Raw genomic sequence first — 11,769 nt, forward strand, 5'->3', positions numbered from 1 at the left:
TCAGCCTCCGGCAATCACCTGAAAGAGCAGGATCTGATCGCCTTCGCGTACCTGCTGTTTTTCCCACTGCTCGCGCGGCAGGATCTGTTGATTCAGGGCCAGCGCGACCCCGGGTTTTAACTGGCGCAGCTGGGAGAGCAGGGTGGCGACGGTGATGCCTTCCACGCACTGCATCGGTTCGTCGTTAAAATGGATCCGCATGCTGCCCCCCACATACCTGACAGCCGCTGGCGCGCTGCAAAGCCAGCTGCCGCCAGCTCCCTGCCCGGGCGTCGAACAGACGTAGCGCATTGCGCGTAGTCTCGATGCCGCTGAGCAGCTTGATCGCCTCCAGCGCCTGCAGGGTGCCCATCACGCCAACCACCGGGCCGACAACACCGGCGGTGCGGCAGTTGCGCTGCGGCTCGTCATCATCCGGCCACAGACAGCGGTAGCAGCCCTGCGTCCAGGGAGGCGTCAGCACCATCATCTGTCCGCCAAAGCCCACGGCGCTGGCGGTGATAAGCGGAGTGTTGAGCATCACGCAGGCGGCGTTGATCGCCTGGCGGGTGGCCATGTTGTCGGTGCAGTCCAGCACCACGTCGGCGCGGGCGATCTCCTCCTGCAGCGCGTTGCCTTCCAGCCTGGTCTGCAGGGCAATCAGCCGGATATCGGGGTTGAGCTGCTGCAGGCGACGCTGCGTTACCTGCGCTTTCGGCTGGGCAATATCGTCGGTGGTGAAGAGGATCTGCCGCTGCAAATTGCTCAGATGAACCTCGTCATCGTCGGCCAGCACCAGCGTGCCGATCCCGGCTCCGGCCAGGTATAGCGCCGCCGGGGCGCCCAGTCCGCCGAGGCCGATCAGCAACACCCGGCTGGCGAGCAGCTTTTGCTGCCCGTCGATGGCGATATCGTCCAGCAGGATCTGGCGGCTGTAGCGCATAAAGTCACGGTCATTCATCGCCTGTCCCCGCCAGTTGCAGCAGCTGCGCCGTCGCTGCCTGCCAGTCCCCGGCCTGGGTGATGGCGCTCACCACCGCGATGCTTCCCACGCCGGTCGCCAGGACCGCAGGCGCGCGTTCGAGGCTTATACCGCCGATGGCGACGGTGGGATAATCCCCGAGCCGTTCGATATGACGGGCCAGCTGTTCAAGCCCTTGCGGAGCTGAAGGCATCTGCTTGGTCCGGGTCGGAAAAACGTGTCCCAGGGCGATGTAAGACGGACGTGCCGCCAGCGCCACGTCGATCTCCATGTCGTCATGCGTCGACACGCCGAGACGCAAACCGGCGCGACGAATGGCTTCCAGATCGGTGGTCTCCAGATCCTCCTGACCCAGATGCACGCCGTAAGCCTGGTGCTTAATCGCCAGACGCCAGTAGTCATTGATAAACAGGCGGGCGTCATAACGACGCCCCAGGGCAATGGCTGCCGCAATATCGGCCTCAACCTCGTCATCCTGTTTATCCTTGATGCGCAGCTGCAGGGTTTTTACCCCAGCGGCCAGCAGACGCTCAAGCCACGCCACGCTGTCGACCACCGGGTAAAGCCCCAGACGAAACGGCACTGGCGGAAAGTTGGGCTGATACATTACGCCTCCTCTTTTTTGAGGTAGATTTCGCCGCCCCGGGCGCGGAAGGTCTCTGACATATCGGCCATTCCCACTTCGATAGTCTGCGCCGCGGCGTAATCACGCACCTCCTGGCTGATTTTCATCGAGCAGAATTTCGGCCCGCACATGGAGCAGAAGTGCGCCACTTTACCGGACTCCTGCGGCAGGGTTTCGTCGTGATAGGCGCGGGCGGTGAACGGGTCGAGGGCGAGGTTGAACTGATCTTCCCAGCGGAATTCGAAGCGCGCTTTCGACATGGCGTTATCGCGGATCTGCGCCCCCGGATGGCCCTTCGCCAGGTCGGCGGCGTGGGCGGCAATTTTGTAGGTGATCAGCCCCTGCTTCACGTCCTCTTTGTTCGGCAGACCGAGATGCTCTTTCGGCGTCACGTAGCAAAGCATCGCGCAGCCGAACCAGCCAATCATCGCCGCGCCAATGCCGGAGGTGAAGTGGTCGTAACCCGGTGCGATATCGGTGGTCAACGGCCCCAGGGTATAGAACGGCGCTTCGTGGCAGTGCTCAAGCTCTTCGGTCATGTTGCGGCGGATCATCTGCATCGGCACATGGCCCGGGCCTTCAATCATCACCTGAACGTCATACTCCCAGGCAATTTTGGTCAGCTCGCCCAAAGTGTGCAGTTCGGCAAACTGCGCTTCGTCGTTGGCGTCGCGAATGGAGCCCGGACGCAGGCCATCGCCCAGCGACAGCGAAACGTCGTAGGCGGCGCAGATCTCGCAGATTTCGCGGAAGTGCTCATACAGGAAGTTCTCCTGATGATGGGACAGGCACCATTTCGCCATGATAGAACCGCCACGTGAGACGATGCCGGTCAGGCGTTTAGCGGTCATCGGCACGTAGCGCAGCAGCACGCCCGCATGGATGGTGAAGTAATCCACGCCCTGTTCGGCCTGCTCCAGCAGGGTATCCCGGAAAGCCTCCCAGGTGAGGTCTTCCGCGATGCCGTTCACCTTCTCCAGCGCCTGGTAGATGGGGACGGTACCAATCGGCACCGGGCTGTTACGCAGGATCCACTCACGGGTCTCGTGAATATAGCGACCGGTGGAGAGGTCCATGACGGTGTCCGCCCCCCAGCGCGTCGACCAGACCAGTTTTTCCACCTCTTCTTCGATGGAGGAGGTGACCGCTGAGTTACCGATGTTGGCATTCACTTTCACCAGGAAGTTACGCCCGATGATCATCGGCTCCGATTCCGGGTGGTTGATGTTGGCGGGGATGATGGCACGGCCGGCGGCCACTTCGTCACGCACAAACTCCGGGGTGATGTTCTCCGGCAGACGAGCCCCAAAGCCCTCACCCGGATGCTGGTGGCGCAGCACCTCGCCACGGATGCGCTCGCGGCCCATGTTTTCGCGAATGGCGATAAACTCCATCTCCGGCGTGACGATCCCCCGACGGGCGTAGTGCAGCTGGGTGACGCATTTGCCAGGCCTGGCACGCTTCGGCGTGAGAAGACCGGTGAAGCGCAGCTCGTCCAGGCCATCATCGGCCAGGCGTTCGCGGGTATAAGCCGAGCTTTGCTCGTTCAGCGCTTCGCTGTCGTCACGCGCGTCAATCCACGGCTGGCGCAGTTTCGCCAGCCCCTGCTGGACATTAATGGCCACCGCCGGATCGCCGTAAGGCCCGGAGGTGTCGTAGACCGGCACCGCTTCGTTCTCTTCAAACTGCGGGTTTTCTTTACTGCCGCCGATGAGCGTCGGGCTGAGCTGGATCTCGCGCATGGGTACGCGGATATCATCCCGGGAGCCGGTCAGATAGATGCGTTTAGAGTTTGGGAAAGCGGTGCCTTCCAGGGTATCGATGAAGTGTTGGGCGTGTGCGCGCTGTTCGCGGCGGGTCATTTTTGTGGCAGACATAGCTCGTTCCAGTAAGTTCAGGAAGTGGCTTGTCAGACGACGGATGAAGCAAGAGAGGATCGCCCGGGGGCGATACAGTAAATTGACTCTTGTTCCCTTCGCAGGTCTTAACCTGATCAGGTTCCGCGGATCCCGAATTAACGGTCTCAGCCCGGCTTTCGCACTGGGCACTCCGACAAGAATTTGCTCCCCTACAGCGGGAGCAGTAAATGTAAATTACGCGTTAACGATAAATAACTCAAGCCGGTCGGGCGACGTTATCTTCGTTGCTGGCTTTCAGATTGTGATCCAGCGCGAGGGCGATCAGGTTGTCTTCCAGCGTAAATCGTTGCTCCAGCGCCTCGCCGATATCAGAAAGTGCCTGCTGAAATTCCAGATAGTTGTCCTGATCGATGGCATTTTCGAGCGTGGAGTCGTAATAATCCATGATCTGCTGAGTGTTGGCTTCCAGCAGAGGGTAGAGTTTGGTGGCCGCTAAAAACGGGCTGTTACCTTCCATTTCACCGATAATGCGTTCATAAATATTGAAATGACCATTGGAAAGGTAGTCGACCAGGCTCTGGCAAAAATCGTCCAGCGCTTTTTCATTCAGGCGCATGTAGGACTCTTTACCCGGCTTAATGCCAACGAGATTGTAGTAGGCAACGAGCAGATGTTTACGCACGTGCAGCCAGCGATCGACCAGTTTGTTACTTCCGCCAACGCGCTCTGTCAGGTTTTCTAGCTGGTTTAGCATGTTTGACTCCGCAAGGTTAAGATTAAAAGCTGCCCACCCAAAATGTAATAGTATTGTTACCAACATGCCTGTGAAGCAAAGGTAGTGCAATAGATATGGATCGTATAATTGAAAAATCGGATCGCGGCTGGTGGTTAGTCAGCCATGAACAAAAATTATGGTTGCCCGGTGGTGAATTACCACATGGCGAAGCCGGAAATTTCGATCTTGCGGGTCAACCCGCACTAAACATTGGCGAGTGGCAGGGCGATTCTGTGTGGTTGATCCAACAAAATCGTCGCCACGATATGGGATCGGTTCGCCAGGTGCTCGATCTCGATGTCGGCCTGTTCCAGCTGGCCGGCCGCGCTGTGCAGTTGGCCGAGTTTTATCGCTCGCATAAATATTGCGGCTACTGCGGCCACACCATGCACCCAAGCAAAACCGAATGGGCCATGCTCTGCAGCCACTGCCGCGAACGCTACTATCCGCAAATCGCGCCGTGCATCATCGTCGCTATCCGTCGTGAAGACACCATACTGCTGGCGCAACATACCCGTCATCGCAACGGGGTGCATACCGTGCTGGCCGGGTTTGTGGAAGTGGGCGAAACGCTGGAGCAGGCCGTTGCGCGTGAAGTGATGGAAGAGAGCGGTATCAAAGTGAAGAACCTGCGCTACGTCACCTCCCAGCCGTGGCCGTTCCCGCAATCGCTGATGACCGCCTTTATGGCCGAGTACGACAGCGGCGAGATCGTCATCGACCCGAAAGAGTTGCTGTCAGCCGACTGGTATCGTTACGACGATTTACCGCTGCTCCCACCGCCCGGCACCGTGGCGCGCCGCCTGATAGAAGATACCGTGGCAATGTGTCGGGCTGACGATATCTGAGACGTGATACACTGGGAATAAGACGCTTAAGGAACTGCAAAAATGACCGAACTGAAGAACGATCGTTATCTGCGTGCGCTGCTGCGCCAACCCGTTGATATCACCCCGGTATGGATGATGCGCCAGGCGGGCCGCTATTTGCCGGAATATAAAGCCACGCGTGCGCAGGCGGGCGATTTTATGTCGCTGTGCAAAAATGCGGAGCTGGCCTGCGAAGTGACCCTTCAGCCGCTGCGCCGCTATCCGCTGGACGCGGCGATCCTCTTCTCAGATATCCTGACCATCCCGGATGCGATGGGGCTTGGTCTGTACTTTGAAACCGGCGAAGGTCCGCGCTTCTCTTCTCCCATCAAGAGCAAAGCGGACATCGACAATCTGCCGATCCCGGACCCGGAGCAGGAACTCGGTTATGTGATGAACGCGGTGCGCACTATTCGCCGCGAGCTGAAAGGCGAAGTACCGCTGATTGGTTTCTCCGGCAGTCCGTGGACGCTGGCGACCTACATGGTCGAAGGCGGCAGCAGCAAAGCCTTTACCGTTATCAAGAAGATGATGTACGCCGATCCGCTGGCGCTCCATGCCCTGCTCGAAAAGCTGGCGAAAAGCGTCACCCTCTATCTGAACGCGCAGATCAAAGCGGGCGCGCAGTCGGTGATGATCTTCGACACTTGGGGCGGAGTGCTGACGGGCCGCGATTACCAGCAGTTCTCGCTCTACTACATGCATAAAATCGTCGATGGCCTGCTGCGTGAAAACGAAGGGCGCCGCGTGCCGGTAACGCTGTTCACCAAAGGCGGAGGCCAGTGGCTGGAAGCGATGGCAGAGACCGGCTGTGATGCGCTGGGCCTCGACTGGACCACCGATATCGCCGATGCGCGCCGTCGCGTGGGGGACAAAGTCGCCCTGCAGGGCAACATGGATCCGTCTATGCTGTATGCTCCGGCCGCCCGTATTGAAGAAGAAGTCTCGACCATTCTGGCAGGCTTCGGTCAGGGCGAGGGCCATGTCTTTAATCTGGGGCACGGTATTCATCAGGATGTTCCGCCAGAGCATGCAGGCGTGTTTGTGGAGGCGGTACACCGACTTTCTGCCCAGTATCACCCGTAAGGAGTCGTTATGGATCTTGCGTCACTTCGCGCTCAACAACTTAAACTCGCTGCGTCTGTATCCCGTGAGGATCGTCTGGATAAAGACCCGCCCACGCTGATTGCGGGGGCCGATGTCGGGTTTGAGCAGGGCGGAGAGGTGACGCGGGCGGCGATAGTGCTCCTGACGTACCCCGGGCTGGAGCTGGTCGAATACCAGGTGGCGCGCATCGCCACGACCATGCCCTATATTCCCGGCTTCCTCTCATTTCGTGAGTATCCCGCGCTGCTGGCCGCGTGGGATCAGCTCTCGCAAAGGCCCGATCTGCTGTTCGTTGACGGGCATGGGATCTCCCATCCGCGCCGTCTCGGCGTCGCCAGCCATTTTGGCCTGCTGGTGGATGTGCCGACCATCGGCGTGGCGAAGAAACGCCTCTGCGGCAAGTTTGAGCCTCTGTCGCCCGAACCCGGCGCGCTGGCGCCATTGATGGATAAAGGCGAGCAGCTGGCGTGGGTCTGGCGCAGCAAAGCCCGCTGCAATCCGCTGTTCATCGCCACCGGCCATCGCGTCAGTACCGACAGCGCCCTGGCGTGGGTCCAGCGCTGTATGCGGGGCTATCGGCTGCCGGAACCGACCCGCTGGGCCGATGCGGTGGCTTCCGGGCGTCCGGCTTTTGTTCGTTGGCAGGAAATTCAGCGCTGATTCAGGTAAACTGCGGCCAATTTTCGATTCGAGACATCATCATGTTACAAAACCCGATTCATCTGCGCCTTGAGAAGCTGGAAAGCTGGCAGCACGTCACATTTATGGCCTGTCTGTGCGAACGTATGTATCCGAACTACGCCATGTTCTGCAAGCAGACTGAATTTGGTGATGGTCAACTGTATCGCCGTATCCTCGATCTGGTGTGGGAAACGCTAACGGTCAAAGATGCGAAGGTGAACTTCGACTCCCAGCTCGATAAGCTGGAAGAGGCGATCCCGGTTGCTGATGACTATGATGTCTATGGCGTCTACCCGGCCATTGATGCCTGTGTGGCCTTAAGTGAACTGATTCACTCGCGTCTGAGTGGCGAAACTCTGGAACATGCCATCGAAGTCAGTAAGGCCTCTATCACCACTGTGGCGATGCTGGAGATGACTCAGGCAGAGCGTGAAATGACCGATGAAGAGCTCCGTCTGAACCCGGCCGTTGAGCAGGAATGGGATATCCAGTGGGAAATTTTCCGTTTGCTGGCCGAGTGTGAAGAACGCGATATCGAACTGATTAAAGGTCTGCGTGCAGACTTGCGTGAGGCAGGCGAGAGTAACATTGGTATAAATCTTAACCAGTGAGACAACAAAACGTGATTTAACGCCTGATTTGTCATGCCTCTACTCTTCCCTTCTGCCCCCCGTCTGGTCTACATTTGGGGGGCGAAAATAAGTGGCTATCGGTGCGTGTATGCAGGAGAGTGCTTTTTTGGCATTTTCGTCGCACTCGATGCTTAGCAAGCGATAAACACATTGAAAGGATAACTTATGAACAAGACTCAACTGATTGATGTAATTGCGGACAAAGCTGACCTGTCTAAAGTACAGGCTAAAGCTGCTCTGGAATCCACCCTGGCTGCAATTACTGAGTCTCTGAAAGAAGGCGATGCTGTACAACTGGTAGGTTTCGGTACCTTCAAAGTGAACCACCGCGCTGAGCGTACTGGCCGCAACCCGCAGACCGGTAAAGAAATCAAAATCGCTGCAGCTAACGTGCCAGCATTTGTTTCTGGCAAAGCACTGAAAGACGCAGTTAAGTAAGCCGCGTAGCAGTGAACAGTTTTATCGAGGGGGCGGTTTCGCCCCTTTTGTCTGTCTGGCGCCAGGCACTGGCGCTGGCGGGCGTGCTTGTACTGACCGCCTGCAGTCATGACTCCTCCCTGCCGGCTTTTACTGCCAGCGGCTACGCTGACAATCAGGGCGCGGTACGCGTCTGGCGTAAAGACTCAGACGACGAAGTGCATCTCCTCTCCGCTTTTAGCCCCTGGCATAGCGGAAGTACTACTACCAGTGAATACCGCTGGCAGGGCGATACGCTCGCTTATATCGACGTAAACATCTACAGCAAAGTCCCCGAGCATGTGCGGGTACGTTTTGACGACCACGGTGAGCTGAGCTTTATGCAGCGCGAAATCGGCGGTCTTAAACAGCAGCTTTCTACCGATCAAATCGAACTTTACCGCTACCGGGCCGATCAAATTCGCCAGACCAGCGATGCGCTGCGACAGGGAAGGGTGGTGCTGCATCAGGGGCGCTGGCATGCCGACGGCACCGTCACCACGTGCGAAGGCCAGACCCTGAAACCGGATCTCGATAGCTGGGCAACGGAACATATTGCACGCCGTCAGAGCCACTCCTCTATGGAAGTGAGCGTGGCGTGGCTGGAAGCGCCTGAAGGGTCACAGCTGCTGCTGGTGGCTAACGAAGATTTCTGTACCTGGCAGCCGACAGAGAAGAGTTTTTAAGTACCCTCCCCCGATGGGGAGAGGGTCAGGGTGAGGGGAAAACTACTTCCCCTGCTCGCGCGCAATCGCACGATAACCAATATCGTTACGGCTGAAGCTGCCGTTCCAGTGAATATCCGCCATCAGCGCATAGGCGCGTTGCTGCGCTTCTGCAACGGTATTGCCCAGCGCCGTGGCGCACAGGACGCGTCCACCGTTAGTCAGCACAAGTTCGTCATCAGAGAGCCTGGTGCCTGCGTGGAACACTTTCGCACCATCGATTTCTTCCAGCGGCAGGCCGTGGATTTGATCGCCGGTGTTGTAGTTGCCCGGATAACCGCCCGCAGCAATCACCACGCCCAGAGACGCGCGCTCATCCCACTCAGAGGTTTTCTGGTCCAGCTTGCCTTCGCAGGCGGCCAGGCACAGCTCCACCAGATCGGATTTCATGCGCAGCATGATCGGCTGAGTTTCCGGATCGCCAAAGCGGCAGTTGAACTCGATAACCTTAGGGTTGCCCTGTTTGTCGATCATCAGGCCCGCGTACAGGAAGCCGGTGTAGGTGTTACCTTCCGCAGCCATTCCTTTCACGGTTGGCCAGATGATGCGATCCATGGTGCGCTGGTGTACTTCGTCGGTGACCACCGGAGCAGGGGAGTATGCGCCCATGCCGCCGGTATTCGGGCCGGTATCGGCATCGCCAACGCGCTTATGATCCTGACTGGTGGCCATCGGCAGGACGTGCTCGCCGTCGACCATGACGATAAAGCTCGCCTCTTCCCCGTCGAGGAACTCTTCGATCACGATACGGTGGCCCGCATCGCCAAAAGCGTTCCCTGCCAGCATGTCCTGGACAGCGGCTTCTGCTTCTTCGAGAGTCATCGCCACGATAACGCCTTTACCGGCGGCCAGGCCGTCGGCCTTGATTACAATCGGCGCGCCTTTTTCACGTAAGTAAGCCAGCGCTGGCTCCACTTCGGTGAAGTTCTGGTATTCCGCGGTCGGAATGTTATGACGCGCCAGGAAATCTTTGGTGAAGGCCTTCGAGCCCTCGAGCTGCGCGGCGCCTTCGGTCGGCCCGAAGATGGTCAGGCCCGCCGCGCGGAACGCGTCAACCACGCCAATCACCAGCGGCGCTTCCGGGCCGACGATGGTCAGGTCGATTTTCTCGTTGCGGGCGAAGTTCAGCAGCGCCGGAATATCGGTTACGCCGATAGCCACGTTCTGCAGGGCAGGCTCGAGAGCCGTACCGGCATTACCCGGCGCCACAAAGACGGTTTTTACCTGCGAAGACTGCGCCGCTTTCCACGCCAGGGCGTGCTCACGCCCGCCGTTACCAATCACTAATACTTTCATTCTCTGCTCCGGAAATTAATGGCGGAAATGACGCATGTCGGTGAAGATCATCGCGATGCCGTGTTCATCAGCGGCAGCAATCACTTCGTCATCACGGATAGAGCCGCCAGGCTGGATCACACAGGTGATACCCACAGCGGCAGCCGCATCGATGCCGTCACGGAACGGGAAGAAGGCGTCAGAGGCCATAGCAGACCCTTTCACTTCCAGACCTTCATCGCCCGCTTTAATACCGGCGATTTTCGCGGAGTAGACGCGGCTCATCTGGCCTGCGCCTATGCCGATAGTCATGTTCTCTTTGGCATATACGATGGCGTTGGATTTCACGAACTTAGCCACTTTCCAGCAGAACAGCGCATCACGCAGCTCCTGCTCGCTCGGCTGACGCTTAGTAACCACGCGCAGGTCGGCTTCTGTCACCATACCCAGGTCACGATCCTGAACCAGCAGACCGCCGTTCACACGCTTGAAGTCCAGGCCCGGAACGCGTTCCGCCCACTGACCGCAGACCAGTACGCGCACGTTCTGTTTTGCCGCGGTGATTTTCAGCGCTTCTTCAGTGGCAGAAGGGGCGATGATCACTTCCACAAACTGGCGGGAGATGATCGCCTGGGCGGTTTCGGCATCCAGCTCGCGGTTAAAGGCAATAATGCCGCCAAACGCAGAGGTCGGGTCGGTTTTATAAGCGCGATCGTAAGCATCCAGAATAGAGGTGCTTACCGCCACGCCGCATGGGTTTGCATGCTTAACGATAACGCAGGCTGGCTCGCTGAACTCTTTCACGCACTCCAGCGCCGCGTCGGTGTCAGTGATGTTGTTATAGGAGAGCGCCTTGCCCTGAACCTGCTGTGCTGTAGCAACGGAGGCTTCTTTTACCTCTTCTTCTATATAGAAGGCTGCCTGCTGGTGGCTGTTCTCACCGTAGCGCATATCCTGCTTCTTGATGAAGTTCAGGTTTAAGGTGCGAGAGAAGCGGCCGGAAGGTTCGTTGCTTTCGCCGTGATAGGCAGGTACCAGGCTACCGAAGTAGTTGGCGATCATGCTGTCGTACGCGGCGGTATGTTCGAAGGCCTTAATGGCGAGGTCGAAACGGGTCCCGAGATCCAGCGAACCTTCGTTGGCATCCATCTCTTTAATAATGGCATCGTAGTCACTGCTCTTTACGACGATGGCGACATCTTTATGGTTCTTCGCCGCGGAGCGCACCATGGTTGGGCCGCCGATATCGATGTTCTCTACCGCATCTTCCAGAGAGCAGCCTTCACGGGCAACGGTCTGGGCGAACGGATAAAGGTTAACAACGACCATGTCGATCGGCGCGATCCCATGTTGCTCCATAATTCCGTCGTCCTGACCGCGACGACCCAGAATGCCGCCGTGAACTTTCGGGTGCAGGGTTTTGACGCGTCCATCCATCATTTCCGGGAAACCGGTGTAATCGGACACTTCGGTTACCGGCAGGCCTTTATCTGCTAACAGGCGAGCAGTGCCACCCGTAGACAGCAGCTCTACGCCACGTGCAGAAAGTGCCTGAGCGAATTCGACGATACCGGCTTTATCAGAAACACTGAGCAGAGCGCGGCGGACTGGACGACGTTGTTGCATGGTAAATCCCCTGGATTTGACGATTACAGAGAGCGTTAGGTGAATTTTCCACATAAAAACTCAACTAACACACCTGGCGGGGTCGCTTTATTAAGCGCGAGCATTTTAACGAAAACGTTTGCGCAACGCTCGCACATTTTCACTTTTTCGTCGCATTGTGGATAAGTCTGTGTGTAAT

Annotated in this window: 13 protein-coding genes and 1 riboswitch; of the genes, 6 read left to right on the forward strand and 7 right to left on the reverse strand. The window is 57.9% G+C overall.

Going from position 1 to position 11,769, the window contains the following annotated elements; all coding sequences use genetic code 11:
- The 5 genes from thiS to ACOYA6_RS22665 all read right to left on the reverse strand — a co-directional run bounded on the left by thiS (position 1) and on the right by ACOYA6_RS22665 (position 4,199).
- Positions 1 to 201 (reverse strand): sulfur carrier protein ThiS, encoded by a 201-nt coding sequence (gene thiS, locus ACOYA6_RS22645; protein WP_039028888.1) that lies wholly within the window; start codon positions 199 to 201, stop codon positions 1 to 3.
- Positions 185 to 940 carry a thiazole biosynthesis adenylyltransferase ThiF gene (gene thiF / locus ACOYA6_RS22650; RefSeq protein ID WP_422655455.1) on the reverse strand — a complete coding sequence of 252 codons (756 nt, stop codon included), beginning with the start codon at positions 938 to 940 and terminating at the stop codon, positions 185 to 187. The genes thiS and thiF overlap by 17 nt, the downstream gene beginning before the upstream one ends.
- Positions 933 to 1,568 (reverse strand): thiamine phosphate synthase, encoded by a 636-nt coding sequence (gene thiE, locus ACOYA6_RS22655; RefSeq protein WP_422655456.1) that lies wholly within the window; start codon positions 1,566 to 1,568, stop codon positions 933 to 935. Before thiE ends, thiF begins: the two co-directional genes overlap by 8 nt.
- Complete coding sequence (gene thiC / locus ACOYA6_RS22660; protein WP_422655457.1) at positions 1,568 to 3,463, reverse strand: phosphomethylpyrimidine synthase ThiC; 1,896 nt, start codon at positions 3,461 to 3,463, stop codon at positions 1,568 to 1,570. The genes thiE and thiC overlap by 1 nt, the downstream gene beginning before the upstream one ends.
- A gap of 76 nt (positions 3,464 to 3,539) precedes the next feature.
- A riboswitch (TPP riboswitch) is annotated at positions 3,540 to 3,648 on the reverse strand.
- Positions 3,649 to 3,701: 53 nt separating this feature from the next.
- Positions 3,702 to 4,199 (reverse strand): Rsd/AlgQ family anti-sigma factor, encoded by a 498-nt coding sequence (locus tag ACOYA6_RS22665; RefSeq protein WP_039028892.1) that lies wholly within the window; start codon positions 4,197 to 4,199, stop codon positions 3,702 to 3,704.
- 95 nt (positions 4,200 to 4,294) lie between these two features.
- Between ACOYA6_RS22665 and nudC the strand changes: the two genes are divergently transcribed.
- From nudC to ACOYA6_RS22695, 6 genes are all read left to right on the forward strand, one after another.
- Complete coding sequence (nudC, locus tag ACOYA6_RS22670) at positions 4,295 to 5,068, forward strand: NAD(+) diphosphatase (RefSeq protein ID WP_138371052.1); 774 nt, start codon at positions 4,295 to 4,297, stop codon at positions 5,066 to 5,068.
- Positions 5,069 to 5,110: 42 nt separating this feature from the next.
- Complete coding sequence (hemE, locus tag ACOYA6_RS22675) at positions 5,111 to 6,175, forward strand: uroporphyrinogen decarboxylase (protein ID WP_039028894.1); 1,065 nt, start codon at positions 5,111 to 5,113, stop codon at positions 6,173 to 6,175.
- Positions 6,176 to 6,184: 9 nt separating this feature from the next.
- Positions 6,185 to 6,856: a deoxyribonuclease V gene (gene nfi, locus ACOYA6_RS22680; protein WP_039028895.1), complete on the forward strand. Its 672-nt coding sequence runs from the start codon at positions 6,185 to 6,187 to the stop codon at positions 6,854 to 6,856.
- Between the two features lie 41 nt (positions 6,857 to 6,897).
- Positions 6,898 to 7,488 carry a YjaG family protein gene (locus ACOYA6_RS22685; protein ID WP_039028896.1) on the forward strand — a complete coding sequence of 197 codons (591 nt, stop codon included), beginning with the start codon at positions 6,898 to 6,900 and terminating at the stop codon, positions 7,486 to 7,488.
- Positions 7,489 to 7,674: 186 nt separating this feature from the next.
- Positions 7,675 to 7,947, forward strand: a complete 273-nt coding sequence (hupA, locus tag ACOYA6_RS22690) for a nucleoid-associated protein HU-alpha (protein ID WP_002445246.1) — start codon at positions 7,675 to 7,677, stop codon at positions 7,945 to 7,947.
- An 11-nt stretch (positions 7,948 to 7,958) separates the two neighbouring features.
- Positions 7,959 to 8,651, forward strand: a complete 693-nt coding sequence (locus ACOYA6_RS22695; protein WP_039028897.1) for a DUF1481 domain-containing protein — start codon at positions 7,959 to 7,961, stop codon at positions 8,649 to 8,651.
- Between the two features lie 42 nt (positions 8,652 to 8,693).
- Here the strand turns inward: ACOYA6_RS22695 and purD are convergent, their stop codons facing one another.
- Together purD and purH are read right to left on the reverse strand one after the other, a co-directional pair.
- Entirely contained in the window at positions 8,694 to 9,986 is a 1,293-nt protein-coding gene (gene purD / locus ACOYA6_RS22700; RefSeq protein WP_422655458.1) for a phosphoribosylamine--glycine ligase, read from the reverse strand.
- Between the two features lie 15 nt (positions 9,987 to 10,001).
- Complete coding sequence (gene purH / locus ACOYA6_RS22705; protein ID WP_422655459.1) at positions 10,002 to 11,591, reverse strand: bifunctional phosphoribosylaminoimidazolecarboxamide formyltransferase/IMP cyclohydrolase; 1,590 nt, start codon at positions 11,589 to 11,591, stop codon at positions 10,002 to 10,004.
- Positions 11,592 to 11,769: the final 178 nt, after the last annotated feature.

The organism is Leclercia barmai, from assembly GCF_049312895.1.
In the GTDB taxonomy this organism is placed as follows: domain Bacteria; phylum Pseudomonadota; class Gammaproteobacteria; order Enterobacterales; family Enterobacteriaceae; genus Enterobacter; species Enterobacter barmai.

Coding starts and splice junctions, on each gene's coding strand:
- hupA (WP_002445246.1), top strand. CDS start 7,675: ATGAACAAGACTCAACTGATTGATGTAATTGCGGACAAAGCTGACCTG.
- thiE (WP_422655456.1), bottom strand. CDS start 1,568: ATGTATCAGCCCAACTTTCCGCCAGTGCCGTTTCGTCTGGGGCTTTAC.
- ACOYA6_RS22665 (WP_039028892.1), bottom strand. CDS start 4,199: ATGCTAAACCAGCTAGAAAACCTGACAGAGCGCGTTGGCGGAAGTAAC.
- thiC (WP_422655457.1), bottom strand. CDS start 3,463: ATGTCTGCCACAAAAATGACCCGCCGCGAACAGCGCGCACACGCCCAA.
- hemE (WP_039028894.1), top strand. CDS start 5,111: ATGACCGAACTGAAGAACGATCGTTATCTGCGTGCGCTGCTGCGCCAA.
- ACOYA6_RS22685 (WP_039028896.1), top strand. CDS start 6,898: ATGTTACAAAACCCGATTCATCTGCGCCTTGAGAAGCTGGAAAGCTGG.
- thiS (WP_039028888.1), bottom strand. CDS start 201: ATGCGGATCCATTTTAACGACGAACCGATGCAGTGCGTGGAAGGCATC.
- purH (WP_422655459.1), bottom strand. CDS start 11,591: ATGCAACAACGTCGTCCAGTCCGCCGCGCTCTGCTCAGTGTTTCTGAT.
- thiF (WP_422655455.1), bottom strand. CDS start 940: ATGAATGACCGTGACTTTATGCGCTACAGCCGCCAGATCCTGCTGGAC.
- nfi (WP_039028895.1), top strand. CDS start 6,185: ATGGATCTTGCGTCACTTCGCGCTCAACAACTTAAACTCGCTGCGTCT.
- nudC (WP_138371052.1), top strand. CDS start 4,295: ATGGATCGTATAATTGAAAAATCGGATCGCGGCTGGTGGTTAGTCAGC.
- purD (WP_422655458.1), bottom strand. CDS start 9,986: ATGAAAGTATTAGTGATTGGTAACGGCGGGCGTGAGCACGCCCTGGCG.